We start from the raw sequence: 20,845 nt of genomic DNA on the forward strand, positions 1-20,845 counted from the left end.
ATGCCCAACATCAAACCGCTTAGCCTGCCGCCTAGCGAACTGAAAAAGCACGTTGCCACAGTTCACGTAAGCGGTGAACTTTCGTTGCTAGAGCGCAAGATCGTGAACGTTCTGCTGCTTAACGCATTTGACGACCTCCTCACGAAGAAGCGCCATACGTTGCCCGTGGGCATCCTTTGCACCATGCTAGGTTTCGACAGCAAAAACCACGACGCGTTGAAGCGCGCATTGTTAAAGGTGATGTCGACACCTATCTCGTTCGATCTTCTGCACGACGGAGGCAAGACGGACTGGGAAGCGTCGCCACTAATTGCATACGCCAGCATCAAGAACGGTCTCTGCTCCTACGAGTACAGCGACTGGCTTGCGGGGAAGCTCGCGAATCCTGATATCTACACCCTGATCAACATCAATGTTCAGCGGCAGTTTAGCGGGGGCTATGCGCTTGCCCTTTATGAGAACTGTCTCCGATTTAAACGAACGGGATCGACGGGTTGGATCTCAGTGGAAACGTGGCGTCGTCTGCTTGGTGCAGATGCAAGCATGTACGATGAGTTCAAGCATTTTTCGGCCGAGGTAATCAAAAAGGCCGTTAAAGAGATCAATCAGGTGTCAAACATCATCGTGACCCCCGAGTACAAGCGAGAAGCACGGCGCGTGGTCCAGATACGCTTCCTGGTCGAAGACAATCCCCAGAAATCGATGTACGACAACGAAGAGGACGAAGAGCAGAAACGTATTCGGGACTCCGAGGCATTCAAGCGCCTCACTCTCCTAGGTGTCGGAGACCGGCTCGCTATTAGCTGGATTCAACAGGAACCAGATCGAGCGTTACAGACAGCCATTTACGTCGAAACGAAGGCGAAAAATAAGCAGATCCGGGGCAACGCAGGAGGCTACGCGAGGACCGTATTCGAAAAGGGCGCTCGCATTGAAGTGGGCGCAAATGGCGATCGGCAAACCGAATCGGTTTCATCACGGCCCCCGGTTGACGAGAAGGACACTTCAGCCGAAGAGCGCTCCCGTTTGACTACCGCGAAGATTAAGTCGCTGACACTAGAAGAGAAGCAAAAATTCGCCGGGGAGTATATGGCCGAAGGCGGGAAAGGAAATACATATCAGTCGGAAACAGGAACATTCAAGAACGCGTTGGAGCGGACCGCTTATACGTCATGGTTGCGCGCAAAGGTCGCGGCAGCAGGTGATTGAAAACCAAACAGCGGCGGCAGACGTTTGCCTCAATCTCCCAATCACTGTTCTTATGAGATCCGCGGTTACGCACCGCAGCTGTTTACGGCGCTGTGCGTTAAGCCGAAGGCTTGCCGGTTAGAGCCCCCAACCAGTGCCGGCTATCACCCGTCGCTAGCAGCGCATTGAGAATTTGCTCTAGTTGCACTATCCGTGGAGCGACTTGCTCGAAGTTTGGCACATCAAGGCGTAAATACCTTTGTCCGTGGACCACCCTCAACCGCACGCCTCTCCGTGCTTTTGGCTTTCCTGTGGTCAGGAAAGAAAAGATATCTTCGAGCGACGCACCATGAGTGAGAGACTGAGCTCGACGAGTAAGCTCCTCCTCACCAAGCTGCTGGGCCAGCATTCGAAGGGTCTCAACCTCTCGAAACGAAACCGGGCGGTTATCAAACAAACTCAGAACTGCCTCTGGTAACCGGGCTGTCGCAACCATCCGTGATATTTGTGGAAGTGAGATGCCGAGATCAGCTGCTATGGCTCGCTGGCTCGGCCACAGGCCTTTATCCAAGAGCGACAAATAGAACCTCCCCATCGCGATGATGGAGGCCCTTTCTTCGCGTAGGCGCGTGTGAACCGCCACCGCAGCTTCACGGTTATCCATAAGAACTATCCTTAAACTGGCTATTAATGCGTATGCCGCAACGAGTCCATCATCCGACACGACATACTCGACGTTTGTTGCGATTTTGAAAAAAAGGAGCCTGAGCCGGATCAGGTCACTTTGCGGACGTTCAAAGGCCGCGCGCAGCGACTAACTCGATGAAACTAAACGGTTACATCCCCTTTAGCTATTTCAACCGCCCATGGCTATGCCTGTGGAACGCGTGGAACACGCACGAGACAACTTTACCCGCTTTCAGCCTTTGCGTTTCCATCAAAAGCTCACGAATTTCTGAGGCATTCCGGCTTATGTCCCTGAACCGGCTCGGTCGTTGGAAGCCACATCGGGCACGGCTCGAAAGCGGTGGTAAATCGTATCTCTTTTGCATGATCGGCTTCCCCTCAGGGCTGATTGAATTGAGTCGGCCCAAATGGATCGACCGTCATGCGCTTATTTCGCAGCAAAAAGCAGATTGCCCTCTCAACCGCTCCCGGTGGTTACTCAGAGGACGACCCCGAGAAGATCATCTTCGACATGGGCGCGCGTCTTCGCATCGAAGCAAACCATTGGAAGACGTTCTGCTTCATCCTCGCGATCGTCACTGTGGGAGCGGTATACAGCCGCAACCCACCTCCCTCCGTCGTTAAGGCATATGGGGTGTCGTCGGACGTCAACGGCCATGCCGTAGTGACGCAGCTGGCCGCCTACAAACCCGACGATCAGACTATCCGTACTGCGCTGAAGGAAACCGTCGAGCGCTGGTTCACCATTGAGCCCGTTCTGACAGACGACATTCAGACATCTCGCATGGCCCGGAACATCAACGGCGTTAAGGCCATGATGGTGGGGAACGCGCGGAATCAGTTTGGCGACTGGATCAAGGGCGATGCGCCGTTCCAGGCGATTGTGCTGAATCCGAAACTGGTGCGCGAGGTGCGCGTGACAAACGTCGCGCTGCTCGAGGACTCCACAGCGGTTGTTGAGTTCACAACGGCCGCGACGCAGTCCCCCACGGATCGGCCTGTCGTCCAGAAGTACGCCCTGACCTTCCGTTATCAGATCGTCCCGCCGACCGCCGAAGACGCACTCGGTGCGAATCCGTTCGGGCTGTTCTATCCGCTGTTCTCGATCCAAAAGACCCAATAATGATCGCCTCCCGCACGCTTGCCTCGTGGATTGCCGCTTTCGCATGCGCGACAGCCGTTTGCCCGACCGTGTATGCCGCGAAGAAAGGCTCCGCCGCGCCGCCCGCATCGTCCGCATCGTTCGACATGGCTACTGCGTTGAGCGATCCGATGAGCCCGGTGAATCCGTATAACGCTGGCTCCGACCCTGTCACCATGCCCGGCGACGCACGCATGGCCGTGTTCCCATACAGCCGCGACCAGATCTACCGGATCATGACCGCGCCGCTGAAGAACACCACGATCGAGCTGGCGAAGGGCGAGCGCCTGACAACCGATCCGGCGATGGGCGACTCGGTTCAGTGGGTCATCGACACCGATGGCGAAAACCACGTCTTTGTGAAGCCGGTCAAGCCCGGCCTCGTCAACACGCTTCACCTGACTACCAATCTGCGCGAGTACGACATGACACTCGTGTCGTCGCCGATGGGCGGACTGTTCTATCAGACCGTGCGCTTCAACTATCCCGGCTCCGTCATGGCAAAGGTTCGTGCCCGGGAGCAGGCGGGCGGCGGCACTTATGGAGGGCGCGGCGATGACCTGGGCGCGCAAACGGACTCCGGTCCAATCGGCGTCTCGCCGGACAAGCTCAATTTCGACTACACGGTCTCAGGCTCGGCGTCGTTCCGCCCCGAAACGGTGTTCGACGACGGCAAGTCTGTGTGGCTGCGTCTGCCTGCAGACGCACCGTTTGCCGTGCCTATCGTCAAGGACCACGGAGACGTGGTGAGCCCGAACTTCATCCGACGTGGCCGGTACATCGTGGTGCAGGAGATCGCCAATGAGATCGTGCTGCGTGCTCCGAACGAGGAAGTCACCATCAAACGCCGCCGCCCTGGCCTGTTCGGGTTCTGAGAGACGCCATGAATCAACCGAACGGACAACACGACAACCAGCACGCGAGCCTCTTTAAGGGCAAGTCGCCACGCAATGCTCTGTATGCGGTTGGCGGTGTCGCAGCAGTTGTCATCGGCGCGCTCGGCTTTTACTACCAGGTCAAAGAGAGCGCCAAGGTCGACGAACAGGCAGCGCTGCAGAAGAAGGCCAAGGCGGCGGAAGTCGTCGACAAGTCGCACAACACCCAGGACCTCAATAAAACGATTGAGGACCAGATGAGTGATGCGCGCAAGATGGCGGCCTCGGAAGCGAGGGCGGCGGCTGCCGCGCGCGCTTCGTCGTCGTCGACGCCGAATGCAGGGAATGCGGCGCCTGCGCTGACGGCCGATGGCTTTATCAATGATCAGCAGACAAAGCAGATCAAGGCCGAATCCGATACGGATGCGATTTTCGCCTCTCCGATCTTCAAGCCCGGCCTGAAGGTCAAGGATACGGCGCCGACGGCACCCACCCAGATGTCGGGAATTCTCACGCCCGCGCAGGTCGCTGCGAGGCAGGCGGCCGCACAGCAGGATGCAGCAGGCTCGGTGGGTGATCGCGTCGCGTCGGCACTCGCGGCAGCGGGACTTGGGGGGCAACAGTCAGCCCGCCCATATTCGAGCCAGGAGCACGACGCGACGTTCATCAAGAATGTTTCGATGCAATCGGGCAGCGACCAGGACTTCCCGCGGGCCGGTTTCGTTGGGCAAGCGCGCGGCTGCGTGTTGTCGCCCCCGCATCACATCGGCGTGCTCGCAACGGAACGCCTCAACTCCGATCGTCCCGGTACCGCCTCGTTGATGGTGGAAAAGGACGTGTACGACAGTATCCGCGGCAACTGCCTGATGATCCCGAAGGGCAGTTTCATCACGGCACCGTATAGCTCGGATATCCAGCCCGGTCAGGAAAGCATTCTGGTTGCAGGAACGGAACTGCGTTTGCCGAACGGCAAGCATGTGCCGCTCTTTGGCGCACAGGGTGCTGACGGTGACGGGTCGGCGGGCTTCTCGGGTGACGTCAACAACCATTTCTTCAAGATTTTCGGCACGTCGTTCCTCGTCGCGATCCTGCTGCGCAAATACGACGGTGGCGAAACGTCCACGACGACGGGCCCCCTCGGTGTCACGCAGGTCGGCAGCACGGCGGGGCAGGTTGCAGCGACGACGGCCCAGTCTGTTCTGGAACGGTACAAGAACATCCCGCCGACGATTACCTCGGACCCGGGCCAGCGCCGCTTCATGCTCAAGGTCAATCGAGACATCGTGATGGAGCCGTATCGCGATGAATAAGCGTGCCGGAAAGAGCCGGATCTTTAGCGTGCTGTTGGCTGCTCTCGCCGCATACGGTCATGGCGCCGACGCCGCGACGATCGCAGAAGTGATCAGTCCGACGAACGTCGTACTCGCTCAAGGAAACGCACGCGCGCTGGCGACGTTCGACGGAAAACCGGTGTTCTGGTGCGGCCTGCACGCATTCGAATCGTGGGCGGCTCCGCTTGTGGGGCAGCCGGTTGCGAGCACCCCCGATACGGGCATCACGGTTTCGGTCGATTCGCGCGACGTGTCGCTCGAGCAGCTGCTCATCAGGAAAGGCTGGCTACAGCCGACCGTGCTCAATGACGACGCGCAGGCCGCCATTACAGAGGGCCGGGGCGGCTGGGCGTGTGCGAGCGCGACGGCGCCCTTCGAGCTGATGCACACGAGCGTCGATCCCAAGGTTCTCGCGGGCATCGCTCTCAACGAGTCGGGTCTCAACGGACGCGCCTGGCCGTGGACGCTGAACATTGCGGGGCAGGGCTTTTTCTTCAAGACCCGCGAGGATGCTTACCGCGTTGTCCAGTCGCTGCTCGCGCGCGGCCGCAGCGACTTCGACGTAGGCCTCATGCAGATCAACTGGGGCTACCACGCGCGCCGCTTTGCGTCGCCCTGGGACGCGCTCGCGCCCGCGACGAGCATTCGCGTTGCTGAGGAAATTCTCAACGAGAACTACAGCAAGACGCACTCCGTAGCGAAGGCGATCGCCTATTACCACAGCGCTAATCCGGTTCCCGGTCAGGCGTACCTCGCGCGTTTCGCGCGACACCTTAATCAGATTCAGGCCGGCCTATGAAGCACACTGTCTCCCGCATCGCGCTCGCCTGCATCGCGTTGCTCAATGCAATGTCATCGCATGCTGCGAATACCGACCCGTTTGACTTCGACTATGAGATTTCGGGCGGCATCGCAGAGCGCCCGGCGCTGATCTTCAACGACGGCACGAAAACGTATATCCAGCCGCGCGCGGGCCAGGTCATCACGGCCGCAGGCGGACACGCAGAAGGTCCGTATGTCGTCGTCGACGGCACGCCAGAGTCGGTCACGTACACCGTTGCAGGCAAAGCCGCAACGGCACGATGGACCCGGGCTAACGCTTTTATCGGTGCTGGCGCAGGCGGCGCTCTCGCATCACTGCGCGACGATCAGCCGCCCGCATTCGACGGCTTCACCAACCGCCTCGTGCTGATCGGCTCGCATGGCACCCTCGAGCCTGTACGTGCGCTGAAGGCGACGATGCCCGTCGCGAACATCGTCAAGGCGCTGGTGCCGCAAGGCTGGACGGGCGCAGCACAAAAGGATGTCGACCTGACCGACGCGAGCTCGTTTGTTACGCGCGCCGGTGAGAACTGGATGCAGGCGCTTGACCGTCTGATGACGCAGAGCGCGTTGTACGCGGACATCGATTTCACGACGCGCCATATCCGGTTGCATCGCGAAGCGCCGAAATCGGGTGCGCTCAACTATGCAGCGGGTGAGAAGTCTCAACCCGATGCAATTGCGCAGACCGTCGCGGCGCGGGAGGACGCAGCAAAACCGGACACGACAGCGCCTCGCGCGTCGTTGCTGGCCGAATACTTCGGCGCGCAGGCGATCCGCGACGGTGACGACACTCACACCCAGATCCGGTTTTCATCGAAACCCGCTCACGAACTGACCCTCAAGACACCTGAAGGGCGTTCGCTGCATCCGAAATGGAATGGCGACACGAACGTCATGACCGTGGAGCGCGCGGACCGAATCGTCGTGTCCGATGGCTCGAAATCGGTTGAGGTGGGGCGATCGGCGGGCACGGTCTATGACTTCGATCAGGCGAACACTGCCCATCTGCTGGCCGTGTTCGACAACGACGGGCACACCTATTTCAAGTTTGCGGACTCTGTGGTCCAGGTCCATGTCGCCGATGTGAAGCACCTGGGATCGGGAGAGCAGAAGGGCCGTTACTACATGTTCAACGGGACCTCGGAGCAGTTCATCGTGTCGGCCGACGGCAACACGGTGAACGTTACGCGGCGTCACGATGTGAAGTACTTCGAGCGCCCGGCGACAGGCACGCCCGTGACGCAACCCGGGGCAACGGCGGTGGCGAAATCGTGATGAACGGAACACTCATCGTCGCTGGCGTAGCTGCAGGTCTGTGCTGTCTGAGCACCGCGCATGCGGATTGTCTCGACGACGCTGCCGCGTATCAGCATGTCAGCAGTCAGCTGGTGCATGCGATTGCGCAACAGGAATCGGGCATGCGCGCCAGCGCCATCAACGTCAACGGAGACGGCAGCCAGGACATCGGCCTGATGCAGATCAACTCATCGTGGTTGCCGAAGCTTTCACGTTACGGCGTGCGTCGTGAACACCTCTTTAACGCGTGCGTGAATGCATACGTCGGTGCGTGGATTCTCGCCTCGAACATCAAGCAATTTGGGCCGACGTGGAAAGCAGTTGGCGCGTACAACGCCGTGTCGTCACAGAAGCAACTGATCTACGCGAACGCAATCTATCGCCGCCTGCAGCGGCAGGGGCATTGACTATGAATCTGACCATCCAACACAACACATGCATCCGTCTCGTTGCGCGTCTGTTGCCCGCACTCGTGCTGGCCGGTGCATCCGGCTGGTCGCACGCGGCAGTCGATCCCGACCAGTCGCGCGTGCCGACGCCCGCAGGTGACGGCTGGCAGATTCTCTCGGGCGCGCCGGGCGGCAAGGCTGCGCCGACCGCTTCCGTCGCTGCTGCACAGATCGCCGCGACCGCGCCCGCGCCGACGGCCCCGACTTCGACAGCGGTAACGCCCGTTGTCCTGCCCGGCAATCCGACGACGCCCGCTGTGCTGACCTTCTCTGTGTCTCCACAGGACTTGAACCTGCGCAACGCGCTCGATCGCTGGCTGCAGACGCAAGGCTGGCAACTCGCCTGGAAGGTCGATGACGATCTGCCGCTCGAGTTCAACGCGACTTTCTCGGGCGACTTCACATCGGTCCTCGTGCAGGTGATGAAGGCAACCAATCACATGCGTGTACCTACGCGCGTCTGCCGCCATACCAATAACGTGATCCGCGTCGTCGCGCGCGCCGCAAACTGCCAGGAATAAAACGACATGCGCCTGTCCTTCATCAGAACCGCCATCGCCGTTGCATCGCTTCTCGCCATCGCCGGATGCGCTGTCACGCAGAGCGACATCAATGCCGCCTATGACGCGGCGAACAAGACAGGGATCGACGCGCTCAACGGCGTACCGGGTTCCATGTCGCTTGTCGAGGATGTACCGAGTGCGTTCCTCGGCGACCGGATGGTGCCCGTGGCGTACGAGGCGACGCTGCCCGCGGTTTTCCGCGATAAGCACGTGACCATGCCCGCGAATATGGACATCAACCAGATCGCGTCGTTGATCTCGACGGCGACGGGGTACCCGGTTCACCTGAGTCCCGACGTCTTCGTGCCGCGTAGCTCGCTCGTGCCGCGCGAATCGGCGTCGGGGGATGGCAAGGCCTCGGCCGCACCGGTAGCGTCGGGCGCGAAGTCCTACGAAAAGCCCGTCTATACCCAGCCGTTTACCGGCACGGCCGGTGCCTACATGCGGGCGATGACCGACGATCTCGGTCTCGACTGGTCGTTCGACGGTTCCACCATCAACGTCAGCCGCTTCGTTACGCGCATGTTCCAGATCGCGGCCATTCCGGGCAAGGTCAAGATCAAGTCGGTCATGTCCAAGGGCATGGATACGACGACTGGCAACCAGTCCAACGGGACGGGCGGATCAACGGGCGACACCGGGTCCTTCTCGGCGCAAACATCGACGGGCCGCGACGGTGAGTTCGACCAGATCCAGTCGATCAAGGATGCGCTGGACAAGCTGCGCTCGCCGATGGGGCGCGTCAACGTTAACCCGCAAAGCCGTCTCGTGATGGTCTACGACACACGTGAAGCGGCGGATCGGATGGGAAAGATGCTGGCGGGTGAAAACGCCGTGTCCACGCGCCAGGTCGCGATCCGTATCCGCACGCTGCAGATCGCGCTCAATCGCGGCAGTCAGGCGGGCGCGAACGCAGACGTTGTATTCAACGCAATTGAGGGTGGTCTTGCCAAATACGCGATCAGCTTCACGTCGCCGACCTCGTTGTCCTCGGGCGGCGGTTCCGTGGGCCTGTCGGTGTTGCGTCCGAACGCGCCGTTCTCCGGCACGAACGCCGTCATCAACGCGCTGAACCAGTACGGCAGAACAGTACAGGACAACACGCAGACAAAGCTCACACTCAATGGCCTGCCGGTGTCCATTGCGTCATTCCAGAGCGACGACTACCTGCGTTCGACGAGTTCCTCCGCGGGCAGCCTCACGGCGACCTCGGGCGGGGTACCTGGCCTAAATCCAGGTACGGTCACGACAGGTGATTTTGTGAATATCCTTCCGTCTGTCAACGACCATAACCAGATCGTTCTCGCTTACTGGAGCGACAGTTCGAAGCTGAATGGCCCCTTCACCGAGAAATCGGTTGGCTCCGGACAGACGACGCAGACAATCCAGCTGGCCCACACGATCGGCCAGAAGGATGACCAGACGGTGGCGCTCTCCGATGGCCAGACGGTGGTGCTGTACGGCGAGATGACGGACCACTCGGACAGCACGACGAATGGCGGTCTGGCGGGTATTACGGGTCTCTGGAACAAGAACCGGACCTTCCAGGTGATCATGCTGACGGCCACCGTTGTTCCCTCGATGTGAGCAACGGCATGCATATCACTGATCCGCTGCCGCGCGAGAAGCACGCGCGCCTCGTTTTCGGACTCGACTGGCGAGCCTATCCGGCGAAGCAGGCGAGGGCCGAGCGTCGCCGGTATGCCGATGACTTCAGCGCAACGCGCTATGCCGAATACAAGGTCGGGAAAGAATCCATAGGCGGTTTCTGCTCGCCGGTACTCGTCGACATGAAAGGGGCGAAGCTGTTCTCCGGTGCAGCGCGTATCGCCTTGCACGAGCGCGTCAAATCGAAACCGGCTGTCCTCGTCCTGATCCAGGATGACCAGCGGGTCTATGCCGTTTTCGTGGTGCGCGGCGCCGTGCGCAGCGACGAAGTGCTGAGCGTGCCGCAGGCGTTCAGCCGACGCGCGGAGGTCGAGAAGGAATGCGAGCGGCTGAACCTGAAGCTGACCACGCTCGGGACGGGTGGGGCGCTTGGCGATGTCGACGAATCGTTCGGCGCGGCGGCGCTGCTCGACCAGCGCAATGTCGGCCGCATCGCGAAGCTGCCGGTCAGCGTTCCGACGCTCGTTCCCGTCGTTGTTTTCGTTGGTGCCGTCACATTGGGCGCGTTGAAGGTCTTTGGTGCCTTCGATTCGACGGGGAACGCGCAACACGTACCCACCGTTGAAGAGATCTATGCGCAGGCTGTGCAGAAGGCTTTTTCGGGTGCAACTCCCCGCGCCAACGAACTGGGCCCGGCGATCCTGTCCACGTTGGGCCTCGAAGAGACCGTCCGCAGGGGCTGGCTGTTCGAAGACGCGTCGTGTCCGGCGCGCGGAATATGTTCGCTCTCATTTCGCCGCTATGGCGGCAGCTTCGAAGACTTTGCGCGCAACGCGTCCGCATCGATGCATCCGCTTCGCTTCGATGCCGATGGCCTTCACGCGGGCGGCCGTGGACCGGCGGTGCCGAAGGTTAATGCGGTGACCGTCCGCGATTCGAAGGCATGGCCGAACGAGCAGACCTTCATCGAGATGGTCCAGACCCCGCCACAGAAGCTGTCGAAAAAGACTTTCGAGATCGACAGCTACGGCTATCAGGTGAAGATCGATCCATCGAGACCGCTTGTCACGATCGCGCCGGGGACGCCCGGACAGAAGCCCGCTCACATGATCCGCATGGGCACGTGGGAGATCCATGGCTACCGCTGGCAGGCCCCGCTTCTCGCGCGGCTTCCGTCGAACATGGGCCTGGACAGCATCGTCGTGAAGCTGAAGCTCAAGGATCAGGCGAAGAAGAACAACGGCGATGCTGACGTCCAGGCTGGCATCCAATTCATTGCGAAGGGGAAATACTATGTTCTCGATTAACCGGCTGGTGGCACTGACCTGTGCCGTAGCGTTGACGGGCGTTGCCCACGCACTGGCCAAACCGGCGGGCGCATCGCATGTCCAGCCCGTGACCGCCCACGTGCCGACGGCGGACTTCGACGTAGCCATGCCACCCCGGTCGACCGCCGCTGCCTCGGCCGTTATGGCAGCGTCCGCTGTCACACCGGCAGCATCAGTCCCGGTTCCCGCTGCTCCGCCTTCCCGACTGTCGATCGACGAAATCGACGAGAAAATCCGCGCCCAGGTCTCCCGTCAACTGTCCGGCGACGGTGACGCAGCGAAGAGCATCGGGCTGGCCACACCCGCACCGCAAGCGGCACCCGCACCGGTTGTCGTAATCAAGCCGCCCGCGCCTCAGCCTGGCCGTGCACGCACAGAGTCCGTGAAGTTCGTTGGCGCGTTCAACGATGCGACGGGATCATCGGTCCTCTACGAATTCCGCGGCGCCTATTACCCCGCGCACGTTGGCGAAAAGCTGCTCAACGGCTGGCGCGTATCGAAGATCAGCGGCTTTCTCGTGACGGTCACCGATGGCGAGGGAAAGAAGCCTCGTACGTGGACGGAACCTATCGCCGGCGGCATGGCAACCGCTGATCCGCAGGACAACAACGCGCCGGCGCGCACGCTGAACGACCTGTCGGGCGCGTTGCCGCCGCCGCTGCCCGCCCCTCTCATCCCGACCGGAGGTTGAAGCATGAGCATGTTTTCTGGAATCGAGAAGGACGAACCGTCGTCGCGCGGCCTGCTCGGTCGCTTCCGCGCGCTGCGATCGAGCTTCACCGAAGAGTCTCCCTCGTCGATGCCGATCGCTGGCTCGGACGGTAAGCCTGAGCCCGACCGAGAGCCGAAACTGAGGTCGAAGAGCAAGCCACTGAAAGCGGAACCGGTGGAAATGACGCCGGGGCAACCGATGACGCTCGGCATGCGGCTTCGTATGGGTGACGTATCCGACGTCGAAGCATTTGACGACGTTCCGGCCGGAGATGCGGTCCGTCACGCGCCGGCGGTGATGGCCGATGAGGCCGACTCCCTGCCCCGTGACCTGGCTGCGGACGTGCAACGGGAGCAGGCGATCGTCGAAGACCTGCCGCTTGCAGAGCCGCTGGCAAAGCCGCAAGCAGCTGAGCGTCCCCTTCATGCGGAGCACGAGACTGCGTTGGGCGATCGAGACGACGCGGAAACAATCCAGCCGCCGGTTTCCGATGCCGCTCGCTCCGCGGCCGATGACGTGCACGAGGTTCGCGCACAGGCCGATATCGCCAAACGCGCGCCGGATTTCACGGCCCGCGGCCTGCCCGAGCTGGCCGCCGCCGATGCACTGACGTTCAAGCGCATCCTGAGCGGGCGCGGCCCCGATGCGGCGCTGCGGATCAACGACGCCGCACGTCGCGAGTTCATTGCCGTTGAGATTCAGGCGGGCATGTCGATCGTCGTGACCACCCGCAGCTTTCACGAATCCGCGCTCTACGCAACCTACGTGAAGGATCTCGAGCGCGCCGACATCAAGGTGCATGAGGAACTGCTGGCGAGCGCCGACGTTATCTCTGCCATTTACGCGATGGAGCGCAATCGGTCTGCCGCGATCGTGCCGGAGTCGTCCCGCGCAATCGGCACGTTCCGCGATGTGATCGAAGCGGCGCACAGCTACGGTGCGAGCGATGTGCACTGGGAAGATCGCGACTTCTCGTCAGAAGTCGAGGTCCGTTTCCGCGTGGACGGCGATCTGTACACCTTCCGCCGGCTGAGCAAGGAAATGGTCCGCAAGTCACTCGCCGCTGCGTATCAGGATCTCGTTCAGCGCAATACGAACTCGGGCGAAACCTTCCAGCCGACCGCGCCTCAGTCCGCGATGATTCCGCTGGTCGTAGCCGCCGATCTGCTCAACCTCCGTTGGCAAAGCTCGCCGCTCGTTGGCGGCTATGACGTGGCGCTGCGGATGCTCGACGGGAACTTCAAGAATCCGAAGGTGCTATTGCCGCAGCAGATGGGCCTGGAAGCGAGCCAACTGGCGATCATCGAGGCGCTGGGGCGCGTGAGCGGGGGCGCACTGTTCGTCACCGGCGAGACCGGCTCCGCGAAGAGCACGCTGTTGCGCGCGATGTCGTTCCTCAAGGATGCGCGCGATCTGCGCAAGCAGTTCGCCGTGAGTGAGCCGTCGGAGTATCCGATGCCGTGGCTGTCGGACATTTCGATTACCCGCCGTCCCGATGAGACGGACCAGGAGGCGAGCCGGAAGTATGCCGAGGTCATCCGTACGTTGATGCGTATGGACCCGTGTGATGTGACCGTGAACGAAATCCGGGACCATGTGGTCGCGGCGCTCGTTGTCGAGCTCGCGTTGACGGGACACCCGATCCGTTCGTCGTTGCATGCTGACAGTCTGATCGGCGCGGTGATGCGCCTGGTTGGCGGCCGGCTGCAGCTGCCCGTCGACGAGGTTGCATCGGAAAAATTCCTGAACGCGGTGAGCAACCAGAAGCTGATTCCGTTGCTGTGCGCCCACTGCAAGGTTCCGGCTGCGGATGTGTTGCCGAAAGCGCAACTCGAACTGCTGCGATCGAAGTTTGGCCTCGACACACAGAAGATGGCGTGCCGCAACTTCGACGGTTGTGAACACTGTCGCCGCAAGGGTCTTTTCACGCGCACCGGCAAGGTTGCCGCAGGCGCGAAGGGACAAACGCTCGCGATGGAAATCTATCGTCCGACGCCCGAGTTTCTCGACCGTGTTCTGGAACGTGATTGGCGCGGTGCGGAGAAGGTCTGGCGCAACGAGCGCAGGACAGGCTTCGACGATCCGGACATGACGGGCAAGACGATCTATGAGCACGCGCTCTACAAGGCGTCGCAGGGGATTATCGATCCGCGATTCATTGACGAGAGCATGCGCACGTTCGAAAGCTACCGCGTGTTCCCGGATCATGCAGGAGCGATGCCGTCATGATCCGCCGTCTGATCTATTCCATGCTGATGGCGCTGCCACGCGACTACCGCCTCGCGTTCGCGAAAGCCCGCTTCCGGAAAGCGCGCGAGACCTTCTATGAAGAGACGAAGCTCGACGTCGCAGCGAAGGGTCTGCGCAATCGCGAGACGTTGCTCGAGCGACTTAGAACGCTCGAAAAGCGCCATCGCGAGCGTAGCCAGATTGTCTGGATCGTCTATCACGAGATTGGCCGTCGCATGGTCGCGGGCGAACCCTTCGCCACAGCGATGAAGCCGTTCATTCCGCTCGATGAGTTTGCGCTGCTGGATCTGGCGGGGAAGTCCACGAAGGAGGATGCCGCAGAGCGCGGTCTGGACCTGGCGGGCATGGCGGCCAACGCGAAGCGGATTCTCTCCGATACGACTTCCATGCAGATGGCTTACCCGGCGTTCCTCCTCGTCTATCTGTACGGCCTTTGCATGATCTTTGGCGGCGCTGTCTTCCCGCAGATTCTTGAAGTCAAACCGCTCAACGACTGGATGCCCTATGGCCGGATGCTGTATGCCATCGATACGTTCTGCTACGACTACTGGTGGCTGTCCGGGTCCGTCGTTGGGCTTACGGTGTTTGCGTACTTCGCGACGATCCGCCGCTGGACGGGCGAGCTTCGCAATCGCGTCGACAATGCACCGCTCATGTGGCGCAACCGCCGCGATCTGCGTGGTGCGCTGCTGATCGTCTCGCTTGCAGGCCTGTTCGATTCAAATCTCACACTGCGCGCAGCGATCGATCAACTGATGGTGAACGCGGACCCGTGGCTGCGCTGGCATCTGGAGCGCATGAGTCGTCGCCTGACTGCGACGCCTCACCAGCCGATGCGCGCGCTCGATACCGGGATCTTTTCAGAAGTCATCGTCGACAAGATCACCGACGCGGCGGGCCGTGACCAGTTCATCGACGCTATCAAATCTCTCGGGCGCACCTCGTTGTCTCGCGTCGTCGAGGCGGTGCGGCGCAATGCCCGTGTCACTCACTACATCCTGATGGGAATCGCGGTGGCGGTGTTCGTCGGGGTCGGGGTCGGCTCTTATGTGGCGACGGGCGCGGCGAGCTTCGACATACCTACGCCGTCCGTGAACGGTTCATCCATTTCAGAATAAGGACAAGCATCATGAAGCACGAGAAGAATGTGAACGCAGGGACTCAGCACAACGATGCCAAAGTGACGCGGCCAACGCTGCTGAAAATGGCGCGACGCCGTCGTCAGTCGGGCGAATTGTCGATGATAGAAGGCGCGGGCATCATGGCCGCAGCTGCGGTGCTCGCGATCGCGGCGATCGCAGGCGGCAAGTACGTCTACGACCGCGTGCAGGCTGGCCGCTTCAAGGCCGAAGCGCAGTTCTTCCATTCCGGTGTGCTGGATGCCACGGCAAACGACGTCGATTATTCGACCGAGTCGCTCACTTCGCTTGCCCAGAACCACGCGTTTGATGCGGCAGGATCGCGCGTGGCATCGGATCACTCGACGGTGCGAGGCCTCTTCGGTGGGAACGTGACGGTGAGCCTTGGCTCGATGAGCGCAACCGATGACTCGGTGATCATCAACTATCCGGTGCCGAACACGATCTGCACGCTCGCAATGCCCGCAGTCGTGGCGGCGTATCCGATGGTCACGGTCAACGGTACGACGGTGTCCGGACCATCGACGACCTTCGACGGTTCGACGGCGGGCGCAGCGTGCGGCACTGGAACGGCGACCGTCGCCATGTACGTGACCAAGAACTGAACGGGTAGCCGAACGTGAGCATCATCGAGATGGCCATTGTGCTGCTGGCGGCCGCGATCATGACGGTGGTCGGGATCAAGCAGGATGTAGCCAAGCAGCGCGCCGGCCTGCTGGCGGCCGAGGGGCAGAGCGAGGCCAGGATTAACGACGCGCTTTCGAAGTGGTCGACGGACAACTATTCGACCTTGCTGGCCCAGTACACGTCGAGCGGCTCAGCGACGCTTACCGCGCCGTCGATCGACGATCTGCACACGCAGGGCTATCTCAAGACCGCCTTTCGCGACGGCCCGTTTTGGGGCGGCACGTATCAGATCGATATGACGATGGTGCCCGCCGGATGCACGGCGGACGCGGGCAACTGTCATGTGTCGTATCGCATGTATACGTCGCAGCCGGTCACCCATTACGGGCAACCAGATAGCAACGCCGCATCGCAGATCGCTCAGGCGGGCGGGAGCGACTTCGGCTATTCGAAGCTTCCTAATCCGGCAAACATCGTCGGCTTGCTCGGGAAGTGGACGGCAGTGAATCCGGTCGGCGGCTCGCCTGTAGGTGTCGTTCTCGCGACCAACGGCGATGGCGGCGACGGCGACGCCATTTACATCCGTCGTGACGGCTCGCTCACATGGACGGGTGACCAGAACGTCAATCACGTCAGCCTGCATAACGTCCACAACCTCGACGCGGAAGGGACGATTAGCGCCGCAAATGTTGGGGCCACGGGTGCTATCGCCGCGAGTGGTGCAGTGGCAGCCGGAACGACCGTTTCGACGGGGGCGACTGGCTGGCCGCGTATCGCGTGTTCGACGGCCAATGCAATGACGGGCGCGACCGACAACTCTGGATTCATGCTGTCGTGTCAGAACGTTTCCGGGGTACTGCAATGGATGCCCGTTGGCGGGGAAAAGCAGTGGTACGGCTATACCAAGATTCTCAGTGGCGGGGGTACTTTTGTCCCTGCCCCGGTGTGTCCTGCTGGCGGCACGCCAGAGATTACCGTGACCGGCCAGAGCCTGTATGTCGATCCGACTGCTGCAATTAACTACCCGTTCTCGGGTACCGGTCCATGGGTGGTCTACATCACTGACGGTTCCGGCAACGTGATACCGGGAACTGCCGTCGCATCCACTTACTGCGCTTACTAATGGAGAGGGAATAAGCGTGACAAATTTTCTCATCAAGCTTTGCCTGCTGATCTGTGTGTCGCTGGTGAGTGAGGCTGTGCTGGCAGGGCCGGTACGATGTTCGGTCAATAACCAGGACTCGTCGTGCCTTACTCCGATAACCACAGCGTGGCAGACGCCCCCGACCTGTCCCGGCTCGGCCGGATGGACCACCACGGCCCCTGCTGTTTGGATCGGGTCTCAATATTCGGCACCGCAGTGCAACTACCAACCACAACCAACGTGTCCACCTGGATATGACCAGACCGCTGCACCATCGTGGAACGTTAGCGGCTGGGTTGGGCTTGCATGCATTCCAAGCTCACCGCCAGTGCCTGATCCAAATGCTGTCTGTAGTGCGCAGGTTCCTTCACAGTACACCCCGACGTCGCCGTGGAGCGGACCGCTCACGGACCCCAATCAGCTTCACGCAGCTGGCTTGGCGGCTATGGCGAATGGCATCCCGAGTTACACGAACGTCTTTACGCGCAGCTACGATGGTCCGACATATTCGTTACCGTGCTGGGATCGGAATAACTACGGCGCTGTGTGCTATGTCACCGGATCGAATGTTGTGGGGATGATAGTCGCGCAGGCAAGCTCCGCAAGCAGCGGCCAGTGCAACCACTGATGCAAAAGAAAAAGCGCCCCGAGGGGCGCTGTTTACAGGCCATTGCAGATTAGCCGATGATGTTGCCGGTGGTGAAAGTGAAAGTACGCGAGAAGGGCGTACCGTTACGCGTGCCGGACAGCGAGACTGTGTACGACGTGTTGGCGGTAAGCGGGGCTGCCGGATAAGCAACAGCTTCCCACGCGGGGAGCAGCTTGTTCGGGTCGTTGCTCGAATTGAGCAACTGGAGATTAACCACCGTCCCGCTGGTGTCGGTCATCGTGCCCGATTGCAAGGTAATGGTGTCGGTCTGGTTCCCGATAACCGCAACCGGCTGGCCGAAATTGCCCGAAGTATTCGGCGGGACGGGAGTTTCACCGCCAGTCGAATACGGCAGGCCGGAGGAACCTTGGCAGGGAAAGGTCAGCGGAAGGTTGCCTGACAAAGTTTGCAGATTGGCAATCGACACTGACGATACGATCTGCGGGAAACCATTGAACGTCAACTCTTTCCAGCCCACGCCGATTTCGGTGACAGGCCATGCGGCGACCGAAATATGGTAGACGCCGCTCATCCATGCGTATGCGATATTCGTGCCGTATTGAGTCTCCGTCAACGTCGCATTCGTGTAGAAGCCGGCGCTTGCGCCGCCCGAGTACGTGGTCTGGAGTCCCGGGAAACCAGCCTTAACGGCGCGATCCGAGTACGTCATCCCAGTGAAGCCCGGCTTGCTGGAATCTTCTGTATCAGTGATCAGCCCGCCGTTTAGGCCTTGGTAGTCAGCGTGAGCCTGTGCCGCCTGATCGAGGACGGTGTTTTCCGTGAATGCAGGCAGGCCGCACTGCTGACGCTGCTGGTTCAGCGTATTGAAGACGGCCAACTGTGCAGACGTGGACGCATACTGCGGCGTTGTGACGTTGCCAGTCGTCGGGCTGCTCGCCGGCGTTGACGGTGCTGCGGCTGTGCTGCCCCCGTTGCCGCCACCGCCACCACCGCACGCGGACAGAGCGATCGCGGCAGCAAACGAAACGGCGGTGAGTGCGGAAATGTTCTTGTTCATTCTGTACATCCTCGGAGTTGTTGTAGTCGTGCCCCTTGCACGACCTTGATCCAATCTTATCGAGCGCCAAACAAAGTCAAGTCGCCGCTCGGGTTGCGTACCCTCTCTGTCGTTGGGCTGTCGCGCTGATGCCGGATTTCGGGCGTCATTATCGGTTATCGGAAATGTTGAGTGAGGCTTGAGCGCGGTCAATGACCAGATGGAAAAAAGCCCGACCAGAGGGCGGGCGTATCGAGGTTATCGACGTTTGCGGTTGCGTCGGTGGAAAACGCGAAGGCCGACGAAAGCAGCTACCAGCGCGATGCCAGTAACGGAAGGCCCCACTTTCGCGAGCTGCGGTACGACTCGCGTTCCCATATATAGGGCAAATAGCGCGATTACGACTCGCCCGACCGACGGCGCGCTCAGAAACGACAGGAGCGGCGATGGCTGGCTGCTGACGTAGCCAGCGTATTCCTCATTGGCCTTCTCGAGATCGAATCCGTCGGCATTTACCGATTGCTCGCTCTGATAGAACTTCTCGTACCGCTCAAAGCGTCCGTCTCCGCGTCCGTCGAGCCAGGCCGCATTGCTTTCGCGCGACAGGTAGGCAAAGTCGTCCATCGTTTGCCTCGTTCAGTGAATCCGGCCCGCATGCCAGGCAATCGCGCCGATCGCGTCGGCGATGATGCTTCCGTCGGCCTCGGCGTAAAAGGCGCCGGTTTCAGGATTTTGCCAACCGAACTGGGCTCTGCCGTCACTGCCGAAGATAACCAGTCCGGCGGGCAATTCTTGCACGGGCGATTTGGTATCAGGCGTCACTGTTCGGCCTCCGCGCCGCACGTTTTTTTGCACCGAGTTGCTGGTTGCATGCCGGACACGTGAAGCGACTGCGCATTTCGATCTTCGTGTCGTTGTTCGACACGACGTAGTGCGTGCTGCACGTGCGGCACGGCGCGATGGTGAGGCGAGCGTCGGCAGCCATCGAGCGGATCAGGTTCCAGCCGCGATCCGGCATGATCACGCGGTTACCACCGAAGAGGCGGTCATAGACGTCATTGGTTGCGATCAGTGCCTCGGCAGGATTCGCACCCATCGCAGTTGCTGACCGATACAGCCACGCGTAGACGGTGGCGTGCAAGCGATGCACCGGCGTCTCGACAAACCATGTGAGTGACGTCGCCGTGTTGCCACATGGCGAACTCTTGCCGTGGATCTCGCTGTAACGGATGCGCATGGAGTGCTGGTTCATGCCGAACAGGTTTGACGCCGTGGACGCGCGCAGGCCATAAGCCATGAGAGCGCTGGCATACGCCTCATTTTTCAGTCGGCCAAGACGAAGGTCTCCCCAGTGAGCGGCATAAGGCAATTCGCCAACACGCGAGGGCGACGTCGACATGATCTGATGAGCGATGGTCTCGTCAGTCAGTGTGCTGCCGGCAAATTCCCACCAGAAGGTCGGGCTATTGAAACGCCAGCGGAACAGCGGCAGTTCCTTCATCCGGCCGATTGCAACGTGAAGCTTGTGGTGGGGAACCGACATCAGATACTTCGCAACTTCTGTCGAAATGCCGAGAAGCGGTGCGCCCATCACGCTTACGTTGAGAACCTGCGTCACGAGTGACACGAATGTCGAATTCTGCTGGTTCACTGCATAAGCCATCAGCGAGTCGAGTTCCGGCGTCTTGCGTCGGAGCACGTCGACCGCGACGGTCGTCGCCGTGTTGTCGACGAAGCAGCGCCAGTCCTCAACGGTCTGCAGGGTAGGTTCCACCATGAGAAACGGCGCGCGTAGCAGATTGCGCAGGGACGACTGGTTCAACTGGAGCTGCTCGATCTCCTTGCGCTCGACGTTGAACACCTCGTTGAAGCGGCCGTCCTGCTTGAGCAACCACTTCATGTGGTCGACCAGAGTGAAGTTAGCCACCTGGATCTGGCCCGTGAGCCACTCCGGGACGTAGAACCGGTCAATGGCGCGATAGCTTTCTTTATTGTTCACTGCGTTTTTCCTTTTGTTCTCTCGATTTGCCTGCGGC

Annotated in this window: 20 protein-coding genes; 15 read left to right on the plus strand and 5 right to left on the minus strand. The window is 60.7% G+C overall.

Annotated elements, in window-relative coordinates:
- Complete coding sequence (locus C2L64_RS44335; protein ID WP_103153746.1) at positions 1-1,209, plus strand: replication initiation protein; 1,209 nt, start codon at positions 1-3, stop codon at positions 1,207-1,209.
- A gap of 97 nt (positions 1,210-1,306) precedes the next feature.
- Here C2L64_RS44335 and C2L64_RS44340 read toward each other — a convergent pair whose 3' ends face one another.
- On the minus strand, positions 1,307-1,852 hold the full coding sequence (locus C2L64_RS44340) for a hypothetical protein (protein WP_103153747.1): 546 nt from the start codon (positions 1,850-1,852) through the stop codon (positions 1,307-1,309).
- 444 nt (positions 1,853-2,296) lie between these two features.
- Between C2L64_RS44340 and C2L64_RS44345 the strand changes: the two genes are divergently transcribed.
- Genes C2L64_RS44345 through C2L64_RS44410 form a run of 14 tightly spaced genes read left to right on the plus strand, consistent with a single transcriptional unit; the run spans position 2,297 to position 17,142 of the window.
- Positions 2,297-2,998, plus strand: a complete 702-nt coding sequence (locus C2L64_RS44345; protein ID WP_103153748.1) for a type IV secretion system protein — start codon at positions 2,297-2,299, stop codon at positions 2,996-2,998.
- Positions 2,998-3,891 carry a TrbG/VirB9 family P-type conjugative transfer protein gene (locus C2L64_RS44350; RefSeq protein WP_167449608.1) on the plus strand — a complete coding sequence of 298 codons (894 nt, stop codon included), beginning with the start codon at positions 2,998-3,000 and terminating at the stop codon, positions 3,889-3,891. The genes C2L64_RS44345 and C2L64_RS44350 overlap by 1 nt, the downstream gene beginning before the upstream one ends.
- A gap of 8 nt (positions 3,892-3,899) precedes the next feature.
- Positions 3,900-5,201: a TrbI/VirB10 family protein gene (locus C2L64_RS44355; protein ID WP_103153750.1), complete on the plus strand. Its 1,302-nt coding sequence runs from the start codon at positions 3,900-3,902 to the stop codon at positions 5,199-5,201.
- A complete protein-coding gene (locus tag C2L64_RS44360; RefSeq protein ID WP_103153751.1) occupies positions 5,194-6,021 on the plus strand; it encodes a transglycosylase SLT domain-containing protein in 828 nt (275 codons plus the stop codon). Before C2L64_RS44355 ends, C2L64_RS44360 begins: the two co-directional genes overlap by 8 nt.
- Positions 6,018-7,322 carry a TrbG/VirB9 family P-type conjugative transfer protein gene (locus tag C2L64_RS44365; RefSeq protein ID WP_103153752.1) on the plus strand — a complete coding sequence of 435 codons (1,305 nt, stop codon included), beginning with the start codon at positions 6,018-6,020 and terminating at the stop codon, positions 7,320-7,322. Before C2L64_RS44360 ends, C2L64_RS44365 begins: the two co-directional genes overlap by 4 nt.
- Positions 7,322-7,750, plus strand: coding sequence for a lytic transglycosylase domain-containing protein (locus C2L64_RS44370; protein ID WP_103153753.1), 429 nt, complete (start codon positions 7,322-7,324; stop codon positions 7,748-7,750). Before C2L64_RS44365 ends, C2L64_RS44370 begins: the two co-directional genes overlap by 1 nt.
- Positions 7,751-7,752: 2 nt before the next feature.
- The gene (locus tag C2L64_RS44375; RefSeq protein ID WP_103153754.1) at positions 7,753-8,313 is read left to right on the plus strand and encodes a toxin co-regulated pilus biosynthesis Q family protein; all 561 of its coding nucleotides are present in this window, start codon (positions 7,753-7,755) and stop codon (positions 8,311-8,313) included.
- A 6-nt stretch (positions 8,314-8,319) separates the two neighbouring features.
- A complete protein-coding gene (locus C2L64_RS44380) occupies positions 8,320-9,942 on the plus strand; it encodes a type II secretory pathway protein (protein ID WP_103153755.1) in 1,623 nt (540 codons plus the stop codon).
- Positions 9,943-9,950: 8 nt separating this feature from the next.
- Entirely contained in the window at positions 9,951-11,270 is a 1,320-nt protein-coding gene (locus C2L64_RS44385; protein WP_103154329.1) for a hypothetical protein, read from the plus strand.
- A complete protein-coding gene (locus C2L64_RS44390; RefSeq protein ID WP_103153756.1) occupies positions 11,257-11,982 on the plus strand; it encodes a hypothetical protein in 726 nt (241 codons plus the stop codon). Before C2L64_RS44385 ends, C2L64_RS44390 begins: the two co-directional genes overlap by 14 nt.
- 3 nt (positions 11,983-11,985) lie before the next feature.
- A complete protein-coding gene (locus C2L64_RS44395) occupies positions 11,986-14,232 on the plus strand; it encodes an ATPase, T2SS/T4P/T4SS family (RefSeq protein ID WP_103153757.1) in 2,247 nt (748 codons plus the stop codon).
- Positions 14,229-15,371: a type II secretion system F family protein gene (locus tag C2L64_RS44400; protein ID WP_103153758.1), complete on the plus strand. Its 1,143-nt coding sequence runs from the start codon at positions 14,229-14,231 to the stop codon at positions 15,369-15,371. Before C2L64_RS44395 ends, C2L64_RS44400 begins: the two co-directional genes overlap by 4 nt.
- An 11-nt stretch (positions 15,372-15,382) precedes the next feature.
- Positions 15,383-15,997, plus strand: coding sequence for a type 4 pilus major pilin (locus C2L64_RS44405; protein WP_208648325.1), 615 nt, complete (start codon positions 15,383-15,385; stop codon positions 15,995-15,997).
- A 14-nt stretch (positions 15,998-16,011) separates the two neighbouring features.
- Positions 16,012-17,142 carry a hypothetical protein gene (locus C2L64_RS44410; RefSeq protein ID WP_244212292.1) on the plus strand — a complete coding sequence of 377 codons (1,131 nt, stop codon included), beginning with the start codon at positions 16,012-16,014 and terminating at the stop codon, positions 17,140-17,142.
- A gap of 698 nt (positions 17,143-17,840) precedes the next feature.
- On the opposite strand, the gene C2L64_RS44415 is transcribed toward C2L64_RS44410, so the two are convergent.
- From C2L64_RS44415 to C2L64_RS44430, 4 genes are all read right to left on the minus strand, one after another.
- The gene (locus C2L64_RS44415) at positions 17,841-18,830 is read right to left on the minus strand and encodes a CAP domain-containing protein (RefSeq protein WP_103153760.1); all 990 of its coding nucleotides are present in this window, start codon (positions 18,828-18,830) and stop codon (positions 17,841-17,843) included.
- A gap of 237 nt (positions 18,831-19,067) precedes the next feature.
- Positions 19,068-19,433 (minus strand): hypothetical protein, encoded by a 366-nt coding sequence (locus C2L64_RS44420; RefSeq protein WP_103153761.1) that lies wholly within the window; start codon positions 19,431-19,433, stop codon positions 19,068-19,070.
- A 12-nt stretch (positions 19,434-19,445) separates the two neighbouring features.
- Positions 19,446-19,631 carry a hypothetical protein gene (locus C2L64_RS44425; RefSeq protein WP_103153762.1) on the minus strand — a complete coding sequence of 62 codons (186 nt, stop codon included), beginning with the start codon at positions 19,629-19,631 and terminating at the stop codon, positions 19,446-19,448.
- Complete coding sequence (locus C2L64_RS44430) at positions 19,621-20,808, minus strand: FlhC family transcriptional regulator (RefSeq protein ID WP_103153763.1); 1,188 nt, start codon at positions 20,806-20,808, stop codon at positions 19,621-19,623. The genes C2L64_RS44425 and C2L64_RS44430 overlap by 11 nt, the downstream gene beginning before the upstream one ends.
- Between the last annotated feature and the right edge of the window lie 37 nt (positions 20,809-20,845).

It is taken from the genome of Paraburkholderia hospita (genome assembly GCF_002902965.1).
GTDB classification, from domain to species: domain Bacteria; phylum Pseudomonadota; class Gammaproteobacteria; order Burkholderiales; family Burkholderiaceae; genus Paraburkholderia; species Paraburkholderia hospita.

Excerpts from the sequence above, each read along its gene's own strand:
- C2L64_RS44335 (WP_103153746.1), top strand. The coding sequence starts at position 1 with ATGCCCAACATCAAACCGCTTAGCCTGCCGCCTAGCGAACTGAAAAAG.
- C2L64_RS44340 (WP_103153747.1), bottom strand. The coding sequence starts at position 1,852 with ATGGATAACCGTGAAGCTGCGGTGGCGGTTCACACGCGCCTACGCGAA.
- C2L64_RS44345 (WP_103153748.1), top strand. The coding sequence starts at position 2,297 with ATGCGCTTATTTCGCAGCAAAAAGCAGATTGCCCTCTCAACCGCTCCC.
- C2L64_RS44350 (WP_167449608.1), top strand. The coding sequence starts at position 2,998 with ATGATCGCCTCCCGCACGCTTGCCTCGTGGATTGCCGCTTTCGCATGC.
- C2L64_RS44355 (WP_103153750.1), top strand. The coding sequence starts at position 3,900 with ATGAATCAACCGAACGGACAACACGACAACCAGCACGCGAGCCTCTTT.
- C2L64_RS44360 (WP_103153751.1), top strand. The coding sequence starts at position 5,194 with ATGAATAAGCGTGCCGGAAAGAGCCGGATCTTTAGCGTGCTGTTGGCT.
- C2L64_RS44365 (WP_103153752.1), top strand. The coding sequence starts at position 6,018 with ATGAAGCACACTGTCTCCCGCATCGCGCTCGCCTGCATCGCGTTGCTC.
- C2L64_RS44370 (WP_103153753.1), top strand. The coding sequence starts at position 7,322 with ATGAACGGAACACTCATCGTCGCTGGCGTAGCTGCAGGTCTGTGCTGT.
- C2L64_RS44375 (WP_103153754.1), top strand. The coding sequence starts at position 7,753 with ATGAATCTGACCATCCAACACAACACATGCATCCGTCTCGTTGCGCGT.
- C2L64_RS44380 (WP_103153755.1), top strand. The coding sequence starts at position 8,320 with ATGCGCCTGTCCTTCATCAGAACCGCCATCGCCGTTGCATCGCTTCTC.
- C2L64_RS44385 (WP_103154329.1), top strand. The coding sequence starts at position 9,951 with ATGCATATCACTGATCCGCTGCCGCGCGAGAAGCACGCGCGCCTCGTT.
- C2L64_RS44390 (WP_103153756.1), top strand. The coding sequence starts at position 11,257 with ATGTTCTCGATTAACCGGCTGGTGGCACTGACCTGTGCCGTAGCGTTG.
- C2L64_RS44395 (WP_103153757.1), top strand. The coding sequence starts at position 11,986 with ATGAGCATGTTTTCTGGAATCGAGAAGGACGAACCGTCGTCGCGCGGC.
- C2L64_RS44400 (WP_103153758.1), top strand. The coding sequence starts at position 14,229 with ATGATCCGCCGTCTGATCTATTCCATGCTGATGGCGCTGCCACGCGAC.
- C2L64_RS44405 (WP_208648325.1), top strand. The coding sequence starts at position 15,383 with ATGAAGCACGAGAAGAATGTGAACGCAGGGACTCAGCACAACGATGCC.
- C2L64_RS44415 (WP_103153760.1), bottom strand. The coding sequence starts at position 18,830 with ATGAACAAGAACATTTCCGCACTCACCGCCGTTTCGTTTGCTGCCGCG.
- C2L64_RS44420 (WP_103153761.1), bottom strand. The coding sequence starts at position 19,433 with ATGGACGACTTTGCCTACCTGTCGCGCGAAAGCAATGCGGCCTGGCTC.